We start from the raw sequence: 22615 nt of genomic DNA on the forward strand, positions 1-22615 counted from the left end.
AAAAGCTCATGCTAAAAATAGTCCATACCGATGATCACGATATTTTCCGTGATGGCATGAAGCTGTTGTTGACGCAGTTATTTCCAGAGGCAGAGTTACTCGAAGCAGATAGTTTAGAGCAGTTAGAAGCTGTTTTAGCCGAGCATTTGGATGTCAGTTTGGTGCTGTTGGATATTCGCATACCTGGCGTTGAAGGTTTAGCTGGCCTTAAGCATATCAAACAGAGTTATCCGATTTTGCCGGTGATTGTCATGTCCACCGTTGATCAGGCTGCGAGTATTCAACAGATGGTTGCGCTCGGTGCCGACGGCTTTATTTCTAAGGACCTCGATAAAGCCAGTATTGTTTCCGCACTGAAAAGAGCGATTACTGGAGAACGAGTTTTTGTCAGCCCACATCATGCCGAACCGTTCTTGCAACTCAGTCCACGCAAGATTGAACTTATAAAATTGTTAGAGCAGGGTTTATCCAATAAAGAGATTGCCGATCAGATTCGGTTGTCTTCTTCTACCGTTCGAGATTATGTCTCTGAGTTGTTGACTCTGTTTGAATGCGATAACCGAACGCAGCTGGTCACTAAGGTGCGCAAGCTAGGCTATATAATCGATTAGACTGTGGGCTTGATCGTTAAGAGGGTTGTTCACCGTTAGCGAGAATGTACTAGAACCGTCTGCTGGTTTGTCTCATTGAAGCTATGTAATAAAAAATTGCCTTGGCCGTCATTCTCATACCAACCGATGTTTTTGTCGTTCATAGAGGTTGAGAATAAATCCAAGTCGCCATCAAGATCGATGTCGGCGGCACTGACCCAGCTAACCGCTTCTGTATTATCGTGAACTATGTGATGGGTAAACTGCTGATTACCGTCATTTTCGAACCAAAGTATACGGTAATTGGTTGAGCTAACGGCAAGCACATCTAAGTCTTGATCGTTGTCTAAATCGGCAGAAGAAAGGAAATAAACACCGTAGCTTTCGTTGGGATTACCAACCGACTTTTTGGTGAAGTTTTGTGCGCCGTCGTTTTCATACCAAGCTATATGATCATCGGCATAGAGCGATGAAATAACATCAAGATCGCCATCTTGATCTAAATCGACAGCGTAGGCTGCTAATACAGAATCATCCAATTCACTGAGATGCAGAGCCGCTTGGTCATGGCTATTAGCACTGGCTGAGCTTAGACGGCAGCCAGAGTACAGGGTGATAAATAATAAAGTGAGATAAAACGCTAATTGCATGCTCTGAAAGCCTATTTATCGGTTCATTTTGAACGCCTTTATAACGGCGCCTAAGGTACCTTTAATGAGGCTAAAACGTAATCCGACAGATGTCGGGTATTGAGTAATCATTTGATTGCTCTGAAGCTAGAGCCATAGCGGTATGCAGAATGTTAAATCAAAATGCTCTTCTGGGTCTATAAAGTGACAACGACGATAATTAGCGTACCCCGGCGTTGGTGCCAAACTGTAGCCACTGTTGGGGAGCCAATCATGGTAAAACTTATGCAGTATGGGCAGTAAGTCACCATAGAAGCCAGAGGCTTCAAAGCAAGCGTAGCTGCCACCGGGAATGATAAATTGGTTAAGTGGTAAAGCCTTTTTTGGTGAGATATCGACTTCGATACAGGCAACATAATGGCACTTATCTAAGGGCGTAATGTCGGCGTTCGAATGGTGCAGTCCTAGCTTAGGGAGTGAATCCCAGTCTAGCGATTGTTGACGTGCCCAGACTTCTAGCTTTTCCCATGTTTGTCGTATATCTCTGCCATAGCTTAGGTGACGAAGATACACGGCTTTGCGAGGAGGTAATGTTTTGACTGTGACCTGTGGCGTGGCGTAGTTCGCTGCTTTTTCTGCACGCTCGACGATAGCGCTGTCCCAATTTTGTTGTGTTTGTCTAATTCGGGCTTGGTAGCCATTGCTTCGCCATTGGCTAGGTGTGCATGCGAACTGTTTTTTGAACGCGTGTGAAAAGGATGCCTGAGATTTAAATCCGCACTGGCTAAGTATATTGCCTATGGATAAATCAGGGAAAAAAACCAATTGATTTGCGGCTAATTCTAAACGAACTCGACGAATATAGTCGGTAACGTTCTCTCCTACGACAGATTTAAAACAGCGATGGAAATGAAACGTTGACCAGTTAGCGGCTTCTGCCAATTGCTTTGCACTGAGCGGCTGATCAATGTCTCGATGAATTTTATGAAGGACATCGTTGATCCTGTGTTGCTGGCTTTTATGCATTGGTTTATTTCCAGTATCTATAAACGAGACGCTATCAGCTTAATTTTTAGGATGTTATAGAAAGCAACCAAAATAGCACAAATGGACAAAAGACTAAGCAACTTAGCGCAAACCTCATTGAATGCTTACGCGTAGAGTTTTGCTCTTCATTAGAGCAAAGGAGGTATTCATGTTACCCGCTCAACGTATGGCTTCGGTGCAGCCTTCCTATATTCGGAATATTTTAAAAGCCACCCAAGGAAACAATGTCATGTCATTGGCTGGTGGCTTACCTGATGAAAGACTATTTCCTACTCGGTTATTGGATAACGCAGCAAGAGAGTTGGACCAAAATATAGAAGTCTACCAGTATGGTTTGACTCGTGGTCTTCCAGCGTTAGTCGAGCACTTATGTGCTGAAAATAATCTGCCATCCGATGAACAGCTGCTTATTACTACTGGATCTCAGCAGGGGTTGGATTTAATTTGCCGAGCCTATTTGAACCCTGATGACCGAGTTTTGGCTGAAGCGCCAGTTTATTTAGGTGCATTACAGGCGTTTCAGCTTGCTCAAGCCAAAGTCGGCTTAATTGACGCAACATCAAAAGGGCCTGATCTTGACCAACTAGAGGCGAAGCTTGCTAAGGGCTGCGTGAAGTTTTTTTACGCGGTACCGGATTTTCATAATCCAACCGGCACTTGTTGGAGTAAGGCAACGCGAATCGCTGTTGCGGAATTACTTGACCGATATGAAGTGGCACTTATTGAAGATGTTCCTTATCGGCAGCTTAGATACAGTGGTGAACATCTGCCTTTGGTCAGTAGCTTGATGAAAGGAGACTTCTTTCTGCTTAACTCGTTTTCCAAAATAGCAACATCGGGTATGAGGCTTGGTTGTGTTCAGGCAACGAAAAAATTGTTACAGCCGTTAATTACAATTAAACAGGCCAGCGATTTACACACAGCTTTACCTATGCAGCAGATGCTATTGAGTCTATTGCAAGCGCCTGAATTTGAGGGCCATATTGCTTCATTGAGGCATCATTATGGACAGCGTGCACAAGCGCTCGCCAATGCACTGATCAGCCAAATTGGTGGCCGGTTAACATTCAATGAAGTGGAAGGTGGAATGTTTCTTTGGGCACGGATCAACTGCGTAAATGCGGTATCACTTGCTCAAGAGTGTTTAAAAAACGATTTGGCTGTCGTGCCGGGTCAAGCGTTTTGGCCGGAAGGCAAAGCAGGTTATCAAGCAATTCGGCTAAATTTCACTCGCTTAGCGCCCGCTGATTTAGAAAAGGCTGTCGGCCGTTTATCATCAGCGATGTCTGCTCTTTAAAACAAGAGTGACTTTTATCCCGGCGCTGAACCTGTAAACTTCGGCTTTTATTGTATTTTTCCAGTGAGCAGTGACGTTATTTTATGAGTAAAACTAAGCGCCCCATCCCTGTTTTTGATCAGCCGATTATCGAAACCCATTGCCATCTAGATTACCTTGAAGGTGAGGCGGTCAGTGAGGTATTGGAGCGCGCCACGGCAAAGGGCGTTGAGAGGATAGTCACCATTAGCGTCTCACCTGATAATCTAGCCAAGGTGCGCGAGCTCACTGAAAACCCGCTTATTTGGGGTACGCAAGGTATTCATCCGCACGATGCAGATGCCTTTACCGAAGCAACGGCAGCAGAGATTCTTAAACATGGTAACGATGACAAGATCGTCGCCATTGGTGAGATTGGTCTGGATTACTACTACGAGCACTCTGACCGTGCGGTACAACGTAAGGTGTTCGAGCAGCAGTTAGAAATCGCTATTCAGCTGGGTCAGCCTATTGTTGTTCATACTCGCGAAGCTGATGAAGACACCCAAGCGATTCTGAAAAACTTCAGCTCTCAATTAAAGGGTAATGGCGTTATTCATAGCTTTACTTCAGGATTACCGCTGGCCGAGTTTTGTTTAAATGAAGGCTTTATGCTCGGTTTTAATGGCATCGTAACTTTTAATTCTGCACAAAATGTTCGCGACGTAGCTGCCATTACGCCGCTTGATCGTATGTTGGTGGAAACCGATTCGCCTTATTTAACACCCGCGCCTTATCGCGGTCGTCCAAATGAGCCGCAATATTTGCCATTTATCGTGGAAAAATTAGCCGAAGTTAAAGAGCAGACGGTTGAGGTGATTCTTGAACATACTTACCAAAACGCTAAGCAACTGTTTGGTTGGCATTAACCGATTGTTAGCAGACTGCTGAAAATAAAAAGGAGCCATTATGCTAGGTATTGTTGTTTGGGGTTTAACGCTTGGCCAGGCGCTGTTAGTGACCGGCAATATTTTGTTGGTATCGGTCACGGCATTGGTTGGTGAAGTGATCAGCCCATCCTTAAGATTGGCGACCTTGCCAGTGGCGATGCAGTTTGTCGGTTTAATGAGCGCAACGTTACCAGCGGCTCTGTTAGTAAAGCGGTTAGGGCGTAAACGTATCTTTCTAATCGGTAATAGCATTGGTTTATTTGGTGCAGCGTTAGCCTGTTATGCTTTGTTTTTGGCGAATTTTTGGTTGTTTTCGTTAGCCACTTTTTTACTGGGTGTGGCGATTGGTATTGGTCAGCAATATCGTTTTGCTGCGATTGAAAACTGTGCGCCAGATAAAGCACCACAGGCCATTAGCCTGATTATGGCCGGTGGCGTATTAGCCGCAGTCTTAGGCCCTAATTTAGCTGTATGGTCGCAAAAGCTGATGCCTAGTGATCTCTACATTGGCGCCTTTGCTTGCCTATTCGCGCTGTATTGCCTCACCACCTTGCTTGTTGCATTACTGCCGCTGAAACCTGCTAGTTTAGAAGAGCAAATGGGTACAGCGCGCAGCTATAAAACTCTTTTAGCACAGCCAACGCTTATTGCTGCGATGACATCCGGTGCGATTGGTTATGGCGTGATGGTGTTGGTGATGACAGCAACGCCACTGGCGATGAAAAGCTGTGGCTTGGAATTCACTCATACTGCAAGCGTTATTCAATGGCATGTATTAGGTATGTTTGCGCCTGCCTTTGTAACGGGTCGCTTAGTGAGCCGATTTGGCGCCAGTAAAATTATTCAAACAGGATGTATTTTGTTGCTAGCCAGTGTCTTTTTAAGTCAGTTCGGCCAAAGCTATTGGCACTTTTGGACCGCATTGGTGTTGCTCGGTATCGGTTGGAATTTTACCTTTGTTGCCGCTACAGGTTTGTTAACCACAACTTACCAGCCAGCGGATAAAGCCAAGGTTCAGGGTTTAAACGACTTTTTGGTGTTTTCTAGCTCAGCGCTTGCCAGCATTTTAGCCGGTTATTTGCAGAGCCTGTTGGGCTGGAGTTTGCTTAATATAGTGATGATTCCGGCTATCTTGATTGCCATGCTGACGGTGTTTATCAGCGTTAATCAGTCACGGCGTCAAACGGTTGCGGCTTAATAAAGCCACAACCATTGCATTCGCCTGCCTAGTTTTGACTTACTGAGCGTCAGCTTCTGCTAATAAGCCTTGAATGCCAGAATAAATAGCCGGCGTCGTTACTAAGATATTTTGGCCAAATAACTGAGGGTTTTCGCCTTCAGGAATATCAATGAAGTGACCAAACTGAGCGCCGGCTTCACGTGCGATTAGCTGCGCTGCGGCAAAGTCCCAAGGTTTCACCGATTCGAAATAAGCATCCATACGGCCACAGGCAACCCAGCAAATATCGAGCGCGGCAGCGCCAATACGGCGTAAGTCGGCGCAGTTTTTCAGCACATATTCCACGCGTTTAAGAATCGGGTCGATGTTATCTTTCTGGTAAGGAAAGCCAGTAGCAACAATGGCTCGGTGTAGTTGGTTTTTTCCAGACGGCTGAATAGCTTGCCCATTTAACAAGGCACCTTTGCCTTGAATCGCGCTGAAGGTTTCTTCAGTAAAGGGGTTATGTACCACTGCAACTTTGCAGTCACCCTGATAAAAGTAAGCGATAGAAATGGCTACCTGATGATGGCCATGCGCATAGTTAACCGTGCCATCGATTGGGTCGATCACCCAGAGGTGCTCGCATTCGGTCGTGCTGTTCGGCGCGAGCTCTTCTGACAAAATATCGTGGCCTGCGAAGCTTGCCTGAATACCTTCACTAATGAGTTTGTCGGCGGCAACATCGGCTTGGGTGACGAGTTCGGTGTCGTCAAATTTAAACTCAATGGTGAGTGATTTACGTAACTGTTTAATTTCTTCACCAGCCTGTTTGGCGAGTGTTAAAGCCAGCGTTAGCATTGGCTGATAATCGGTCATAGTGCTTTACTCAAAAGTTCTTAAGGTTGTGGAATGCATGTATTCAAGAAGGTAGATCTTGGTCTGCTGTAACCGACTCGCCACCCTGTTGAAATCTGTTTGTCATATTATCCCTAAAATAGATGAACATCTTGCGACATCGTTAGGAAAGTTGATTTGGCTAGTTTGCGATAAAGCCTACACATTAAAGAGTGTCAGCTTTATCGCTCGATAAGCCAAAATCAGGATGTGATTAAGAAGACGCCATTTTGGCAGCAACGAAGACGAAAAAACCACCAAGGCAAGCTTCTACCCAACGCCGAAATTGACTGTATAGACGACGAATCGTTTCAGCAGAAAGCATCAAAGCCCATGCGCCATGGCAAACAAACGATATTATACATGCACCGAAAACATAGACAGTTGTTATGGTGATCCCGGCATTGTGGACAGCACCGACGGAAGTGATGGCAAGCCAAAACGCAATAGCTTTTGGATTGGTGACTTGCAGTAATAAGCCTGTCGAAAAGCAGCGAGCCAGCGAGTGAGATTGCGTCTTACTCGCCGTGACGGGAGGCGGGTTGAACGATTTTTTAAAGGCGCCGTAGGCTAAATAAAGCAAATAGCCTGTACCTACTAATCTCAAAATTAGCATGGCCCACGCCACTTCTGACAAAAGCAAACCAACACCTAAAAGTGTTAATAGGTTGATGCAGACGCTGCCCAAAGCGATGCCAGCGCAAGCCGTTAAGGCTTTCGTTCTTCCTTGTTCAGTCGCCAAGCCCATAAGCATCATCACCGCAGGCCCAGGAGACAGGCACGCGCCAATAAGGATAGAGTAAGCCGTAATAATCCCTGGTAAGAAAATCAGGATGTCATTCATTTTCATTATTCCCCTTTTTCGTTAATGGCTGGATTCATAGTGTAATCTCGATCAATGTGAGCAACACAGATACGATAGTCACTAAAAAGCTGTTGAATTCCGGTTTCTTGGGCGTCTAAATGCAAATGGTGGTTTCGCCATTGTTTAACGGAATCCTCATCTTTCCAGAAAGACAGTGACAAGTAACGATTGTCTTCGTTGATTGATTGAAAACGTTCGACTGAGATAAAGCCTTCAATTTTTACAAGGTGTTCTTTTAGCTGCTTGGCGATCTCAAAGTAATCGTTATTCGCAGAATCGTTAAGTGTGACTTGAAAAATAACGGCAATCATATCGATGCTTTTGGCGTTTGTTTATAGGTGCCATCGACAACTTCTAGAAAAGATCGATGCTCGGATACAATGAATTGCTGTTCTGACGCTAGGGTAAAGTTTTGTTGCCCAGCGGCATCGCCTCTTAGGCGCTTTCGGTAGCGCTCGTAGTCTGCCAAGCTGTTAAAGCTAATTAAGCCAAAGGCTTTGTCGTTCGTGCCCTCGTGCGGTAAGAAGTAACCTAATAAATCACCTCCGCACAGAGGAATAATTCGCCCCCAGTTCTCTGCGTACTGTTTGAATTGCTCTCGTTTGTAGGGGTCTATCTTATACTCAATAAAGCAAGTGATGGTCATTGTTTGTTACCTTTCGTTAGGTTGATTAAAGGTTTATCGATATAAATAAAATTACCAATAGGGTTTACCTTAAAGGTATAAATAGAAGCTTGCTTCGGTCGCCATCGAACTAATGTATTTTTCAAATTAAGAGAATGCTATTTTGTGGTGATCTGATTTTTCATGGGCCAGTAACGGTTAAGGAGCATTCAATTGGAGCCGAATTTTTCAATCATCGCAGGTTTAATTGGTGATCCTGCTCGTGCTCGTATGTTAAGTGCGCTCATGGCGGGTAAAGCTTTAACCACCACAGAACTTGCGTTAGAAGCGGACATCACCGCGCAAACGGCGAGCAGTCATTTAGCAAAATTGGTTGATGCTCAGCTGTTGGCTGTGCGTAAGCAGGGCAGGCATCGTTACTTTCAATTGCATCGTCCCGATGTTGCAGAACTGATCGAAAAACTTTTGAACGTTACCGTGACTTCAACAATTCAAACGGGGCCGGTGGACAGTAAGTTGAGGCATGCTCGAGTTTGTTATGACCATTTGGCTGGTGCGTTGGGTGTTGCGCTTTATGATTCATTAGTTAGCAAGAGTTTTTTAATCGATAACGGTGAAGAGGCAATAATAACCTAGCAGGGCAAAGCCTTTTTCCAAGATAAAGGTGCTAATTTCAACGAATTTAATCAGTGTAAGCGGCCCGTTTGTAAGTCTTACCTTGATTGGAGTGAACGTAGAAATCATCTTGCCGGTCAATTAGGCCACTGGGTTTTAGAAGATTTGTTGCATAAAAAATGGGCGCGCCGAGTCGAGGGATCTCGGCAAGTACACTTTACTAAATCAGGTCTACAGCATTTTCAAAAAGCGTATCAGCTAAGCGATATTTTGGCTGATTAGGCACCCTTCTGAATAAACACCATATCGCGGCCGACAAATTCAATAGCCTGAGCGCCAAAAGCTTCTGCTAACCAATAAAAGCTTTGCTCATGATAAAAGCAGACATGGGTTGGGTCGTTTTTGTATTGCCAGCGCTCAAAGGCATCCACATCTTTAACTCGTTGCGTCATTAACGCCAGCCAGCCGTTAGGCTTGAGCTGTTGCCAAAGTTTTTCGAGCTCTTGGCGTGGCTGATGTAAGTGCTCGATCACTTCGGTAGCGACAATGGCGTGGTAACTGTCTTCTAAAACGGTATTGTTCGGCTGATAAAAACTATCGTATAGGCTGACGTCGAAGCCTTCTTTTTGCAGTTGCTTGGCTAATGCCGGTGCTGGGCCGCAACCGAAATCAAGAATCTGTGCCGGCGGTGAAAGCCGTTCTTTCAGTGGTGAGACGATGCGGTTTAAGAATTGGTTATAGCCACTGTCGTCGACATCGTTTTCATGCAAATCGTAAATGGCTTTTTCTTCATGTGCAGATGGCCAGGTACTTTGTTCTGTGAACACCAGTTGGCAGTTCTGGCACTGAAAAAAGGTGCGCTTTTTATCTTCGCTGAAAAAAGACAGCTGATGCGATGAGCATAACGGGCAATCGGCAGGTGCTGTTTTGTTGGTGTTGTTCTTATTGAGCACGGCGTTAAAAATCGCCCCAGCGTTGTTGCAGCAAGCTGAGAATAACGACCGGTGCGGTCTCGGTTCGTAAAATACGCGGGCCCAGTTGCCAACTTTGAAAATCAGCCTGTTGTGCCAGTTCGACTTCTCGATCGGTTAAACCGCCTTCTGGGCCGATTAAAAAGCTGATTGAATGCGGTGTGTCTTCGGGCCAGCTAGGTTCTGTGGCGCTGGTATGTAACACCAGTTTAACGTCCGCCTGTGCGTTACTAACCCAGTTTTCAAGTGAACTAATTTCGTTCAAACGCGGCACAAAATCTCGATAGCATTGCTCGCAAGCGCTAGTGATAACAGCTTGCCAGTGCTGTTGCTTTTTTTCGGCGCGCTCGGCATTGAGTTTTAGATCGCAGCGTTCGGCGGTCAGCGGAGTAATTTCGGTTACACCCAGTTCGGTTGCCTTTTGCAGCGCGTAATCAAAGCGGTCGCCTTTGCTCATCACCAAACCCATGTGAGTGCTAATGGCGGGTTCCTCGGTTGCCGTAATTTCGGCGTTGATTTTAACGTTGGCCGAGCGTTTGCCGACTTCGACTAATTCAGCAGCAAATCGCTTACCTTGGCCATTGAATACTTCCAGAGGGTGGCCGTTGTTGAGCCGCAGAACTTTAATCAGGTGCTGAAACACTGAGGCTGGCAATTCCAATTGCTGGCCAGCGAGTGTTGCTTCGGCGAGGTAGGCTCGAATGGTGCGCATATAAAGTACCCTGTTGGTCAGAATGCTAGAGCGTTAAGCCTGTGGTTTCATCGAGCCCGAAGCGGCAGTTCATATTCTGTACCGCAGCGCCGGAGGCACCCTTACCAAGGTTATCTAATCGCGCAGTTAAATAGATGCGATCTTCACTGGCAAAGACAAACAGCTCAATACGGTTGCTACCGTTGCACGCGGTTGGTGCTAAAAAGCCATCTTCTAATTGTGAGTCGTCGTTCAGCGAAAACAGTTTCACAAAGGCTTCATTGGCGTAGGTATCGGCCAGCGTTTGCTGGATTTTTTCAGCATCGCCATTAATGGCATGAGCATGTAGTGCAACAGAAACCAACATGCCTTGCTCAACATTAGCCACGGTTGGCACAAACACTGGCGCATATTTTAAACCGGTGACGCGGGTCATTTCTGGTAAATGTTTGTGGTTTAGGTCGAGGTTTTTTAACCGCGCAGCGGCTTGGCTAGCATCGTTGCCTGTTTTGGCTTGGTAGTCGGCAATCATCGCATTACCGCCACCGCTGTAACCGGTAATGGCAGAAACCGTCATGGCGTAATCTTTAGGCACTATGCCTGCTTCAACCAATGGTGTAATCAGCAATGTCATGCCGCTTGGGTAGCAGCCTGGGTTGGCAATACGGTTACTGGTTTTAATTTTTTCACGGTAGCCGGGAAGCTCGGGAATACCGTAAACCCAGTTGTCATCTGTTCTGAATGCAGTTGAAGCATCGATAATCACGGTTTTTGGATTGTCGATTAGAGAGACCGCTTCGCGAGAGGCGTCGTCAGGCAAGCACAAAAAAACTACATCAGCATTATTTAAAAACTGACGGCGCAGTTCCGGATCTTTCTTTTGAGCTTCCGGAATACTGAGTAGCTCGACATTCGGATGCGCTGATAATCGCTGTTGAATTTGTAAGCCGGTGGTGCCGTATTGGCCGTCAATGTATGCGGTGATTTTGTTCATGTGCGATCAACCTAAATTGGATGCTGGTGAAAATAGAGCATGATTATACGCAAAAATTTGAGTTAGGCCCGACTCGGTTTTGATGCGCTGTATATCATTCATGCAAATGATGTCGATATAGTAGGAATCCGCGGGCCAATGGAAAAAACCTTCAGTAGCCAAACAACACTACCCATTATGGCGGTGCCGAGCCTCAAGAGTAGTTGTCAGAAATTGCTCGATTGGTCTAAGCCATTACAGACGAAACAACAACAGAATAAATCTAAGGTGATCATTGATCAATTCCTGCAGCCAAAAGGTGAAGGTGAACGGTTGCAAAATGCGCTGATTGATTGGAACCAAACTCAAGTGAACTCTAGCTGGCCCGCGGCTGTTTGGCAGGACCTCTATTTAGAGTCTCGCGATTCGGTGGTCATCAATAGCAATGTTTTTTATAGTTTGAAAAGCAAGTTAGATCGCCAAGTCTGTTCGCAGGCTCATATTGGCGCAGCGCTCATCGCCAGTGTCTATGGTTTTATCGCACTGATTGATCAAGAAAAACTGTCGGTCGATCAACAAAAAGGCGCACCGCTGTGCATGAATCAGTACAAAAATCTGTTCTCATCGATACGAATTCCGCAACCGCAAACGGATGTTTTTAAGGTTTCTGCTAATCGGCAGCATATAGTGGTGCTGTATAACCAGTGCATTTTTAAATTGAATGTTCTTCAACAAGACGCTACCCCTCGTTCGCCAAAGGCCATTGAGTGTGATTTGGATTTTATTTTAAGTCATCAGCAATCAGGCCAAAATTTAGGCATATTAACCAGTTTGCCACGCTCAGAATGGTCAGAGAAACGACAAGATCTGTTAGCGTTATCGGAAAAAAATCAGCAAGCCATGGCGATCATTGAGCAGGCAGCATTTGTTTTGTGTTTGGATCAACAAAGTCCTGAGGAAACGGTTGAGTTATCCAAGCAACTGCTTCATGGCTCTGGCTGTGATCGTTTTTTCGATAAGTCGTTGCAATTTGTGGTCTTTAAAAACGGCAAGACAGGTATCAATTTTGAACATACTGGCGTTGATGGCTCGGTCATGCTTCGACTTAATGCCCATATATACGACACCATCGATAGCGTTTCTTTTGTTGTGGACTCAACGGTTGTTACTGAATCGAATGTTGGTCCGTTAGCGCGTGCTGATGTCTCGGTTAAAGAGGTCCTGTTCGAATTAAATAGCGATTTACATCAGCTGTTAGATTCTGCCGCTCAACGCTTTATTGCTCATATACATAATACCGAGACTCGATTTTTAGATTTTTTGCCGTTTGGAAAGGCGCAAATTAAGCAATTTGGTGTGAGTCCCGATTCGTTTGTTCAATTGGCGTTGCAATTGGCCGAGCATAAGTTGTTTGGAAAATGTTTGAGTGCCTATGAAGCGGTAATGACTAGAGCATTTTTAGGCGGCCGAATAGACGTGTTGTATACCGTTTCGCCGCAATCGATCGCCTTTATTGAAGCCTTCCGCTCTAAAAGTCGTAGTAAAGAAGAGAAGATTAACGCGTTGATTTGCGCCAGTAAAAAACATATCGAAAGGGCCAATGAATGCCGAACGGGTGAGGGTATCTACACTCATTTATTGGCGCTTAAATACTGCTATAAAATCAAAGCTAAGCAGCTCGCTATCGATGCGCTGCCGGAGTTATTTTCAGACAGTGCATATCAATTGCTCACTCAGAGTGTTGTTTGTACCAGCACAACGTCAGAATATGGCGTCGACTTAGCTGGTTACGGCCCCATTGTGGATGATGGCTTTGGTATTCGATATTTTACGAAGCAGGACTCTATTCGTTTTAATATGACCAGCCGAATGAAGATGAAAGATCAACTAGCGAAAATGCAGCACTATATTGAAGAATCGTTACTCGAAATGGCAGAGCTGATGAAAAGCCAAACCGATCTCGTGGCGGAATAAAGCAAGGCTAGGCAGCAGCCAGTTTTAACTGGCTAGCTGCCTTTTGGGCTATTTTGTTAGTTTTTCTAAAATAGCTAAGGTCGGCTCGGAGCGATTCATGCTGTAAAAATGCAGCTTGGGTGCGCCAGCGGCGATTAAGTCTTTGCACAGGTTGACGATAAGATCGACACCCAGCTGGTGGATGCGCTTGCTGTCGTCGCCACAGGCTTCAAAAGATTTTCGCATCCAGCGTGGAATGTCAGCACCGCAAGCATCAGAAAAGCGCACTAGGTTGCTGTAATTGGTGATCGGCATAATGCCCGGCACTATATCGATATCGCAGCCGCGCTTACGCACCTCGCTGACAAAGTTTGTGTAGGCGCTGACGCTATAAAAATATTGCGTAATGGCGCTGTCGGCACCTTCTTGCGCTTTGGCAACAAAGTTGTCGATGTCTTTATCGAGGTTGTCGGCTTGAGGGTGCATTTCTGGGTAGGCTGCAACTTCGATTGCGAATGCATCGCCAAATTCCGATTTAATGTAACGCACAAGATCGGAAGCGTAATTGAAATCGCCGCCAGTGCCTCGCATACCGCTGGGTAAGTCACCACGTAATGCAACAATGCGCTTAATGCCAGCATCTTTATAACGAGTCAGTAATTCATGTACGGTATCTAAAGTGGAGCCAATGCAACTTAAGTGCGGTGCTGCGGGTACGCCACGACTGTTCATTTCTATAACTGTATTGATGGTGCGTTCTTGCGTGGAACCGCCAGCACCGTAGGTAACGCTAAAAAATTCAGGGTTGGCGGCTTTCAGCTCAGTGTGAGCTTTGAGCAGGTTATCAAAGCCGGCATCGGTTTTGGGTGGGAAGAACTCAAAACTGACAGGGACGGGCGTGTTCATTTTTCATTCCTTGTAATCTCATCTCAATCAATGGCAAACACATCAGGCGATGAAGCGCAGAAGTGTTTACCCTGATTGATAGCGCTATTAACTAAGCGTTAATCAGTACTTGTACTCTTCTGGCTTGAATGGGCCTTCAACCGGTACGTTAATGTAGCTGGCCTGTTTTTCTGTCAGCGTTGTGATCACACCACCGAAGCCTTTGACCATTTCTGCAGCGACTTCTTCGTCGAGCTTTTTAGGTAATACTTTGACGTAAACGTTGGCTGCTTTTTCATCGGCCGGTAAATCGGCAAATTTGCGCTCATAAAGATAGATTTGCGCTAACACTTGGTCGGCAAACGAACCATCCATAACGCGGCTTGGGTGGCCGGTCGCATTACCTAGGTTTACCAAGCGGCCTTCAGAAAGTAGAAGGATAAAGTCGTCAGCAGAATCAGAACGGAAAATCTGGTGTACCTGCGGCTTAATCTCATCCCAACGCCAGTTTTTGCGCATAAAGGCGGTGTCGATTTCATTATCGAAGTGACCAATATTACAAACCACAGCGCCGGTTTTAACGGCTTGCAGCATGTTTTTATCACAGACATCAGTGTTACCGGTTGTGGTCACAATGAGGTCGGTTGAGCCTAAAAGTTCTTTGTTAATGCAGCTTAATTCGCCAGTGTTGTTGCCGTTGATGTAAGGCGAAACCACTTCAAAGCCATCCATGCAGGCTTGCATCGCACAGATTGGATCAATTTCAGTGACTTTAACGATCATGCCTTCTTGGCGAAGCGATGCCGCAGAGCCTTTACCAACATCGCCGTAACCGATAACCAGTGCTTTTTTGCCGGCTAACAGGTGATCGGTAGCGCGCTTAATGGCATCGTTAAGTGAATGACGGCAGCCGTATTTGTTGTCGTTTTTCGACTTGGTGACCGAGTCGTTAACGTTAATGGCAGGAACTTTCAGTTCGCCTTTTTCAAGCATCTCAACCAAACGGTGAACACCGGTGGTAGTTTCTTCGGAGATGCCGTGAATTTGGTCGAGTAGACTTGGGTATTTGTTGTGAACCATTTCAGTCAGGTCACCGCCATCATCTAGGATGATGTTGGCATCCCAAACATCACTGCCGTCTTTTTCAGCCAAGATAGTTTGTTCAATACACCATAAAAACTCTTCTTCCGTTTCGCCTTTCCAAGCAAACACAGGAATACCAGCGGCAGCAATTGCCGCAGCAGCGTGATCCTGAGTTGAGAAGATGTTACAGCTAGACCAGCGAACTTCGGCGCCTAAATCGATCAATGTTTCGATTAGTACCGCCGTTTGAATGGTCATGTGAATACAGCCCATGATTTTGGCGTCTTTTAATGGCTGTTCTGCTTTGTATTTTTTACGCAGTGCCATCAGTGCTGGCATTTCACTTTCGGCAATGGCGATTTCTTTGCGGCCCCATTCGGCCAAGCTAATGTCGGCAACTTTGTAATCGGTGAAGGTAGTCATATCGGCGTCCTTAAATTTTTTAATAATGTGTTTTGCTGATTAGCTGTTCAGTGCTTTAGCCAGCTCATCGGCTTTATCGGTTTTTTCCCAACTAAAGCCTTCGCGACCAAAGTGGCCGTAAGATGCTGTTGGGCGGTAAATCGGCTTACGTAGATCAAGCATTTCGATAATGCCGCGCGGACGTAGATCGAAGTGCTGGCGAACCAGTTCAGAAATCTTGGCTTCGCTGATTTTGTGAGTGCCGAAGGTGTTGATCGAAATAGAAGTCGGCTCTGCAACACCAATAGCGTAAGAGACCTGAATTTCACATTTATCGGCAAGGCCGGCAGCGACGATGTTTTTAGCAACGTAACGACCCGCATAGGCAGCAGAACGGTCAACCTTACTTGGGTCTTTGCCAGAGAAGGCACCGCCGCCGTGACGGGCCATGCCGCCGTAAGTGTCGACAATAATTTTACGGCCAGTGACGCCGCAGTCGCCAACAGGACCGCCGATGATGAACACGCCCGTCGGGTTAATGTGGAACAAGGTGTCTTTGTGTAGCCAATCACTGGGTACCACTGGTTTGATGATTTCTTCTAATACCGCTTCGCGTAACTCAGGCAATTGAATGCTTTCATCGTGTTGGGTTGATAACACCACAGCATCAATAGCGACTGGCTTGCCGTTTTCATAGCGTAAGCTTATTTGCGATTTAGCGTCTGGTCGTAACCATTTGAGAGCGCCGTTTTTACGCAGCTTTGCTTGTTGCTCAACTAAGCGGTGTGCGTAGTAAATTGGCGCGGGCATTAGGGTATCGGTTTCGTTGGTGGCGTAACCAAACATCAGGCCTTGGTCGCCAGCGCCTAAATCTTTGTCTTCGGCTTCATCAACGCCGACGGCAATATCTGACGATTGCTTGCCAATGGCATTAAGTACCGCACAAGAGGCGCCATCAAAGCCGACATCTGAAGAGTTGTAGCCGATGTCTAAAATAACGTCGCGCACGATGTCTTCAAGGTCAACGTAAGTCGAGGTGCGGACTTCGCCAGCAACAACCGCCATACCAGTTTTGACCAGAGTTTCTACTGCAACGCGAGCATGAGGGTCTTCTTTGATGATGGCATCAAGGATGGCGTCAGAGATTTGGTCTGCCATCTTATCTGGGTGACCTTCTGAAACGCTCTCTGATGTAAACAGGTTATATTCGCTCATATTATTCCCTCAAGGTTTAATGTTCGTTGGCTGCGGCTCGGTAGACTTGTGTCTGCACTTGAAAGCCATTTCGCAGCGCTAAAAAGTTTGATTGACTGTGGCTAAACTGGTGACGTTTTGCCCACAGATGTAATTCATTCGGTTCAAAGCCCAGCCATTGGTCGCCACACTGTTCTCTTGCCCATTCTTGTTCGTGTTGGCAAAGATCGGTGATGATCAATAACCCTTCGGGCTTTAGTAACTTGGCGCACTGCGCGATCTCTTCTTCTGGCATCGGTACATGGTGTAACACCATATTGTAGAAGATGATGTCGTATTGATGCTGTTGCTGGTTGAGTAATTCGGTGCTGCCTTCAACCAGAGTTACGTTACTGTATTGCTGTGTTTGCTCAGCCGCTATGCTCAGCATAGCTGGTGAAATATCAAGACCAGTGACCTGATCGAAACGTTTCGCCAGTGCTGCTAAAAATTCGCCTTGGCCAGGGCCGACTTCTAATACGTTTGAATGGCCTGTTTGGTTTAGGCTATCAAGTAACTGAAGCGCTTCAGGACCGTAATGCTCGAATAACACAATGCGTTCTTGGTGCAGTTCGAATTGATCGGCATGATCAATAAAAAACTGCTTCGCCGATTGCAAACGCTCTTCACTGATGCGCTGTTGTTGTGCTTTTACATTGGCTGGCAACGGTTGGACATCAAGTTCACGAAACAGCCGCTGCTGAACTTCTAAAGCATCGCCAAGCGTGCGTCGATAAAAAATAGTATTGCCTTCGCGCCGCTTCTCGACCCAGCCAGCTTGGCTTAAAATTTTTAAGTGATGGCTCATGCCAGACTGCTTCACTTCGAGCATGTCGCTCAGCTCTAAAACCCCATAGGCACCGGTACCCAGCACTTGCAAAATGGAAATGCGGATTGGGTCGCCAATGGCTTTAAAAAATGTCGGTAATTGCGCTAGGTTCATGGTGGGAAAGATAGCAGCGCTATGGTCAATTGCAAGAACTATATCAAAATATTTTAATATAGTGCCTCATGACTGGTTTTCGGTTGGCTTGAGCATTTTTATTTTAACCAGCACAATGCGTTCAGGACCTGATAATTAACGCAGTGGTAGGCACATAGATGTATAAAACCTCGTCGATATGGCTGTTTTTGATCGGTATGACATTGGCGCTGCCTTCTACTGCAGTTGCCGAGCAAGCAAACAGGCGGCTGATAGCGGATGGCCTTTACCATAATGCAGCAACTAGCATCCTGTTATTGTTGCCAAAAAATACTCAGTGGTTTGAGCTCGATGTCGAGCCGAATGACAGCGACGATGCGTTATTTCAGCTGCAAGATGCCGATGGCCAGGTAAGTATCGTGGCATTTGAGTACCTTAATAACAGTATTTCTAATATTGCCAAGAATCGGCACATTCGTGTTTTGAACTCAGATAACGGTGTCGACTTTGGTTGTCAGGAGGCAATCACGCTGATCGACGCTGAACGTTACCGAGTGCGATCCGTGCAAAGCTGCATCCGTTCGGCTAGGTCTAATCAAACGGCTTATATCTCGACTCTGTTGCAAACCGATGATGCGTTATATGAAGTCTATTTTAACGTCCAAAAAAGCCCCGCCAATCTAGTAAAGGGTCTGATTCAGTCGGCACAAGGAGTGGATGTAGATGAACTCTAAGTTAATGGCCTTAATCTGGGCTGTGGTTGTCGCCTGTTGTGTTCAAGCTCAAGCCAGTATCCGCTATTCATTGGATAACGATGAGCTGATTCAATATGCCCTTGAACACATCAATGATCCGCCTGATGAGTTGACGATTGTGCTGCATCGTAAACGCTTCGACATTGACGGCAGCATCGTAAAGCGACGCGTGCAGGTTATTTGGTATTACCCAGATAACGATTCGATCGAAGATTACGGCACCGAGCAAATTCACTACAGCGGTTATGCCGATGACGTCGAAGTATTAGCTGTAGCCACAGTACGGCCCGATGGCACTGTGAAGCGCTTTAACCCCGACTTCGCGCAGCTATCGGACACCGATAATTACAACGCCTTTAATGATAATAAGGTCATCAACTTACCAGTACCTGGGCTCAGAACCGGCAGTTACTCGGTGCTTGATTATGTCATTACCACCGATAATCGACGCCAAGAGTCGGATATTTTTGAAACCGCCTGGGCGGGTTTTAGTGCACCGACGCAACGGCATGAGGTCTCGGTACACTGGCAGAATATCGATTTAAAGGTGCTCAACACCCATCCCGATTTGAGCTGTGTTAGCAAGCAACGCAGCTTTGTTTGTCAGGGCGATAACATAGCTGCCCCTAAAATCGACCGGCAAACCCTATGGCGCGACAAGTGGCAAGGGGTTTATATCGCATCGATGTCGGATTGGCAGCCAGTTGTTGAGAGTATGTCTGAGGCATTTGATAAGGCGTTTATTGATCAAACTGGGCTCGAACCGGTTTATCAGACATTAACCGCAGGCTTAACCAGCCAAGAAGAGATCGTCAGCGCACTGTACCGATTTGTCGCCGATGATATTCGTTATGTCTCGTTGTCGAATGCGGGCAATACACACACGCCTCACAGCATCGAGTCGATTATTGATAACCGCTATGGCGACTGTAAGGATAAGTCGGCACTGTTGCAGGCGCTAATGGACCGCGCCGGCATTGAGGCCTATCCGCGATTGGTGGCGACGAACCGTTCCAATATCGCCCAGATGCCGCTGGCGAGCGCGAATTATTTTAATCACATGGTGCTGTGCATTAAGCTCGACGGCCAAGAATATTGCTTAGATGCCACCGATAAAACCATCGACTGGCAATACACCTCAAGCTGGATTCAAAATCGAGCCAGCTTAGCGCTGGTGGATGGTGCGCAGCCTATGCCGATAAGCCCAGCGCAGTATCGTTGGCAAATGGATGTTATGACTCAGCTCGATTTTAACGAGCAAGGTGGTCAAACCGAAAAGCAAATACGTACTTATTATGGTGAATACGCAGCTTACATGCGCTCTAAGTTAACCGGGCTCGATGAAGAAGAAAGCAACGATTACCTACTTGAGCAATATCGAGATGTGGTCTCGGATATCGAACAGATTGAGCTTGATCAGCTCCCCGATTTGGATGCTGGTTACCAAGAGTTGAAGGTGCACACACAGGCGCAATTCGACCCCTTTGCGAATACCGATAAGTTATTGGCCTATGCGGAAGATGAGAGTTGGCTGCGCAATGAGCTAAATAGCTATGAAAACAATAATAAGTACGATGAGCTGTGGATAGCAGGGGTAAAACAGCGAAGTTTTGTACAGATAGATACCCAGGATATCTGGCAGCTAAGTAAGCCGGTGGCCAGTATCAACTTTACCAGCCAGTTTGGTGACTTTACTCGCAGTAGTCATATCTTAGGTGATCAGCTGTATATCATTACCAATTTACAAATCCCTCATCAGCAGGTGAGTCTTGAGCAAGCGGATCAGTTCAACCAATTTCTCGATATAGTGTTGGATCATTTGCGTTTCCATATTGAAGCCTTGCCCACTCATCCAGCAGCAGATTAATCGCGTTGTTTGCCTGCTGATTATTGCTGGTTGGTTATTTCGTCAATATAGCGGCGAAAAAGTGCATTTGGTTTTTGCCAGCAACGCCAAATTTTGGGACAATCAGCGCCCCATTGCGCAGTGCCGCAATGTCTTTGCCTCTAATGCCAAACTATATCGATAAAACGCGCGCCCAAAATTAAGGAAATAACGATAATGCCTTCTCGCAGTGATCTCGCTAATGCAATCCGTGCTTTAAGTATGGATGCCGTCCAAAAAGCCAAATCTGGCCACCCTGGTGCTCCAATGGGTATGGCTGATATTGCTCAGGTTCTATGGAGTGACTATTTAAAGCATAATCCAACTAACCCAACGTGGTTCGACCGAGACCGCTTTGTGCTTTCTAATGGTCACGGCTCAATGCTGATTTATTCACTGCTGCATCTTTCTGGCTATGACCTTTCTATTGACGACATTAAAAACTTCCGTCAAATGCATTCAAAAACACCGGGCCATCCTGAATACGGTTATACCCCAGGTGTTGAAACAACCACAGGTCCATTAGGCCAAGGTATTGCCAACGCTGTTGGTATGGCGCTAGCGGAGAAAACCCTCGCTGATCAGTTCAACCGTGAAGGCCATACGATTGTCGATCACAACACCTATGTGTTCTTAGGCGATGGTTGCATGATGGAAGGTATCTCGCACGAAGTCAGCTCACTTGCCGGTACTTTAGGTTTAGGTAAGCTGATTGCCTTTTACGATGACAACGGTATTTCAATCGATGGTGAAGTTGAAGGTTGGTTTACTGACGATACGGTAAAACGTTTTGAATCCTATGGTTGGCAAGTGATTCCAGCCGTTGATGGCCATAATGCAGAGCAAATAGCGGACGCGATTAAGGCTGCCAAAGCTAATACCGATCAGCCAACATTAATTTGCTGTAAAACCATTATTGGTTTTGGTTCGCCAAACAAAGAAGGTAAAGAAGATTGTCACGGTGCACCATTGGGTGACGATGAAATTGCCTTAACCCGTGAACGTCTTGGTTGGAAACACCTAGCCTTCGAAATTCCAGCAGACATCAAAGACGCTTGGGATGCGACTGAAAAAGGCGCAGCTTTCGAGCAAAACTGGCAGCAAGCCTTCGCAGCCTATCAGCAAGAATACCCTGAATTAGCGGCGGAGTTTTTACGCCGAATGAAAGGTGAGCTACCAGCAGACTTTGCTCAAACCGCACAGCAGTATATTGAGCAGGTGAATACGCAAGGCGAAACCATTGCCAGCCGTAAGGCATCACAAAACGCAATTGAAGCGTTAGCTCCAGCATTACCAGAACTACTGGGCGGCTCGGCCGACCTTGCTGGTTCAAACCTGACATTATGGAGCGGTGCAAAAGGCCTGACTGCTGATGATGCCTCAGGCAACTACTGTTTCTACGGTGTACGTGAATTTGGTATGTCGGCGATGATCAACGGTATTCAGTTACATGGTGGCTTAAAGCCTTATGGCGCTACCTTCTTTGTGTTTATGGAATACGCGCGTAACGCTATTCGCATGGCCGCATTAATGAAGCAGCCGGTGATTCATGTTTACACTCACGACTCTATCGGTTTGGGTGAAGATGGCCCAACGCACCAACCTGTTGAGCAACTTGCAGCCATGCGTGCAACGCCAAATTTAAATACTTGGCGTCCAGCGGATGCTGTTGAAAGTGCGGTGGCTTGGGTTTGTGCAATCGAAAGCAAAGAAACGCCAAATGCGATGGTGTTTTCTCGACAGGGCTTACCGCATCAGCCTCGTACAGCTGAGCAGTTAGCGAATATTCGTAAGGGTGGCTATGTACTGCAAGCTGCCGAACAACCTGATGCCGTACTACTTGCGACAGGTTCAGAGCTTGGTTTAGCGGTTGAAGCTGCTGAGCTATTGCGCGCGCAAGGCAAACAGATTCAGGTTGTTTCTATGCCCTGTACGGACGTCTTCGACGCTCAAGATGCCGCCTATAAAGAGTCGGTTTTACCAACAGGCGTTAAGCGCTTTGCAATTGAAGCCGCGGCGAAAGACTTCTGGTACAAGTACGTTGGCCTAGAAGGCGGAATCGTTGGCATGGAAAGCTTCGGCGAGTCAGCACCAGCGGCTGAATTGTTTGAGCATTTTGGTATTACAGCCAAAGCGCTTGTTGAGCTAGTGTTAGAGAAAGCCTAATCACTGAGCTAAACAAGTCAGAACAAAAAAAGGGCTAACAGTTAGCCCTTTTTTGTGCCTGATA

22 protein-coding genes are annotated in these 22615 nt (G+C 46.3%); 9 read left to right on the forward strand and 13 right to left on the reverse strand.

Going from position 1 to position 22615, the window contains the following annotated elements; all coding sequences use genetic code 11:
* Nucleotides 1–8 precede the first annotated feature (8 nt).
* Complete coding sequence (locus tag FME95_RS09545) at nt 9–611, forward strand: response regulator transcription factor (protein WP_147714157.1); 603 nt, start codon at nt 9–11, stop codon at nt 609–611.
* Between the two features lie 35 nt (nt 612–646).
* Here the strand turns inward: FME95_RS09545 and FME95_RS09550 are convergent, their stop codons facing one another.
* Together FME95_RS09550 and FME95_RS09555 are read right to left on the reverse strand one after the other, a co-directional pair.
* A complete protein-coding gene (locus tag FME95_RS09550) occupies nt 647–1240 on the reverse strand; it encodes an FG-GAP repeat domain-containing protein (RefSeq protein ID WP_147714158.1) in 594 nt (197 codons plus the stop codon).
* Nucleotides 1241–1366: 126 nt separating this feature from the next.
* Complete coding sequence (locus FME95_RS09555; RefSeq protein ID WP_147714159.1) at nt 1367–2245, reverse strand: AraC family transcriptional regulator; 879 nt, start codon at nt 2243–2245, stop codon at nt 1367–1369.
* Between the two features lie 169 nt (nt 2246–2414).
* Between FME95_RS09555 and FME95_RS09560 the strand changes: the two genes are divergently transcribed.
* The 3 genes from FME95_RS09560 to FME95_RS09570 all read left to right on the forward strand — a co-directional run bounded on the left by FME95_RS09560 (nt 2415) and on the right by FME95_RS09570 (nt 5669).
* Nucleotides 2415–3563, forward strand: a complete 1149-nt coding sequence (locus FME95_RS09560) for an aminotransferase-like domain-containing protein (RefSeq protein WP_187265491.1) — start codon at nt 2415–2417, stop codon at nt 3561–3563.
* A gap of 83 nt (nt 3564–3646) precedes the next feature.
* Complete coding sequence (locus tag FME95_RS09565; protein ID WP_147714161.1) at nt 3647–4450, forward strand: TatD family hydrolase; 804 nt, start codon at nt 3647–3649, stop codon at nt 4448–4450.
* 40 nt (nt 4451–4490) lie between these two features.
* Complete coding sequence (locus tag FME95_RS09570; protein ID WP_147714162.1) at nt 4491–5669, forward strand: MFS transporter; 1179 nt, start codon at nt 4491–4493, stop codon at nt 5667–5669.
* 39 nt (nt 5670–5708) lie between these two features.
* Here FME95_RS09570 and FME95_RS09575 read toward each other — a convergent pair whose 3' ends face one another.
* The 4 genes from FME95_RS09575 to FME95_RS09590 all read right to left on the reverse strand — a co-directional run bounded on the left by FME95_RS09575 (nt 5709) and on the right by FME95_RS09590 (nt 8038).
* Nucleotides 5709–6509, reverse strand: coding sequence for an inositol monophosphatase family protein (locus tag FME95_RS09575; RefSeq protein ID WP_147714163.1), 801 nt, complete (start codon nt 6507–6509; stop codon nt 5709–5711).
* 232 nt (nt 6510–6741) lie between these two features.
* Entirely contained in the window at nt 6742–7377 is a 636-nt protein-coding gene (locus FME95_RS09580) for a LysE family translocator (protein ID WP_222709930.1), read from the reverse strand.
* Nucleotides 7377–7703, reverse strand: a complete 327-nt coding sequence (locus tag FME95_RS09585; RefSeq protein ID WP_147714164.1) for an antibiotic biosynthesis monooxygenase family protein — start codon at nt 7701–7703, stop codon at nt 7377–7379. Before FME95_RS09585 ends, FME95_RS09580 begins: the two co-directional genes overlap by 1 nt.
* Nucleotides 7700–8038 (reverse strand): NIPSNAP family protein, encoded by a 339-nt coding sequence (locus FME95_RS09590; RefSeq protein ID WP_147714165.1) that lies wholly within the window; start codon nt 8036–8038, stop codon nt 7700–7702. The genes FME95_RS09585 and FME95_RS09590 overlap by 4 nt, the downstream gene beginning before the upstream one ends.
* Before the next feature lie 192 nt (nt 8039–8230).
* Between FME95_RS09590 and FME95_RS13720 the strand changes: the two genes are divergently transcribed.
* On the forward strand, nt 8231–8653 hold the full coding sequence (locus FME95_RS13720) for an ArsR/SmtB family transcription factor (protein ID WP_246109346.1): 423 nt from the start codon (nt 8231–8233) through the stop codon (nt 8651–8653).
* A gap of 257 nt (nt 8654–8910) precedes the next feature.
* Here FME95_RS13720 and FME95_RS09600 read toward each other — a convergent pair whose 3' ends face one another.
* The 3 genes from FME95_RS09600 to argC are packed head-to-tail and all read right to left on the reverse strand — an operon-like array spanning nt 8911 to nt 11288.
* A complete protein-coding gene (locus FME95_RS09600) occupies nt 8911–9585 on the reverse strand; it encodes a class I SAM-dependent methyltransferase (RefSeq protein WP_187265492.1) in 675 nt (224 codons plus the stop codon).
* Nucleotides 9586–9589: 4 nt separating this feature from the next.
* Nucleotides 9590–10315, reverse strand: coding sequence for a 16S rRNA (uracil(1498)-N(3))-methyltransferase (locus tag FME95_RS09605; protein ID WP_147714166.1), 726 nt, complete (start codon nt 10313–10315; stop codon nt 9590–9592).
* Between the two features lie 25 nt (nt 10316–10340).
* Nucleotides 10341–11288, reverse strand: a complete 948-nt coding sequence (gene argC, locus FME95_RS09610) for an N-acetyl-gamma-glutamyl-phosphate reductase (RefSeq protein ID WP_147714167.1) — start codon at nt 11286–11288, stop codon at nt 10341–10343.
* A 138-nt stretch (nt 11289–11426) separates the two neighbouring features.
* Between argC and FME95_RS09615 the strand changes: the two genes are divergently transcribed.
* Entirely contained in the window at nt 11427–13241 is a 1815-nt protein-coding gene (locus tag FME95_RS09615; RefSeq protein ID WP_222709931.1) for a choline/carnitine O-acyltransferase, read from the forward strand.
* 48 nt (nt 13242–13289) lie between these two features.
* On the opposite strand, the gene metF is transcribed toward FME95_RS09615, so the two are convergent.
* The 4 genes from metF to FME95_RS09635 form a co-directional block, all read right to left on the reverse strand.
* Entirely contained in the window at nt 13290–14126 is an 837-nt protein-coding gene (metF, locus tag FME95_RS09620) for a methylenetetrahydrofolate reductase [NAD(P)H] (protein WP_147714168.1), read from the reverse strand.
* Nucleotides 14127–14228: 102 nt separating this feature from the next.
* Nucleotides 14229–15611 carry an adenosylhomocysteinase gene (gene ahcY / locus FME95_RS09625; protein ID WP_147714169.1) on the reverse strand — a complete coding sequence of 461 codons (1383 nt, stop codon included), beginning with the start codon at nt 15609–15611 and terminating at the stop codon, nt 14229–14231.
* 39 nt (nt 15612–15650) lie between these two features.
* A complete protein-coding gene (metK, locus tag FME95_RS09630) occupies nt 15651–16805 on the reverse strand; it encodes a methionine adenosyltransferase (RefSeq protein WP_147714170.1) in 1155 nt (384 codons plus the stop codon).
* A gap of 16 nt (nt 16806–16821) precedes the next feature.
* A complete protein-coding gene (locus tag FME95_RS09635) occupies nt 16822–17766 on the reverse strand; it encodes a metalloregulator ArsR/SmtB family transcription factor (protein WP_147714171.1) in 945 nt (314 codons plus the stop codon).
* A gap of 158 nt (nt 17767–17924) precedes the next feature.
* Between FME95_RS09635 and FME95_RS09640 the strand changes: the two genes are divergently transcribed.
* The 3 genes from FME95_RS09640 to tkt all read left to right on the forward strand — a co-directional run bounded on the left by FME95_RS09640 (nt 17925) and on the right by tkt (nt 22551).
* Nucleotides 17925–18479: a hypothetical protein gene (locus tag FME95_RS09640; protein WP_147714172.1), complete on the forward strand. Its 555-nt coding sequence runs from the start codon at nt 17925–17927 to the stop codon at nt 18477–18479.
* The gene (locus FME95_RS09645) at nt 18469–20367 is read left to right on the forward strand and encodes a DUF3857 domain-containing protein (protein ID WP_147714173.1); all 1899 of its coding nucleotides are present in this window, start codon (nt 18469–18471) and stop codon (nt 20365–20367) included. Before FME95_RS09640 ends, FME95_RS09645 begins: the two co-directional genes overlap by 11 nt.
* Nucleotides 20368–20562: 195 nt before the next feature.
* Nucleotides 20563–22551, forward strand: coding sequence for a transketolase (gene tkt, locus FME95_RS09650; RefSeq protein ID WP_147714174.1), 1989 nt, complete (start codon nt 20563–20565; stop codon nt 22549–22551).
* Nucleotides 22552–22615 lie beyond the last annotated feature (64 nt).

This window comes from Reinekea thalattae, from assembly GCF_008041945.1.
GTDB classification, from domain to species: Bacteria; Pseudomonadota; Gammaproteobacteria; order Pseudomonadales; family Natronospirillaceae; genus Reinekea; species Reinekea thalattae.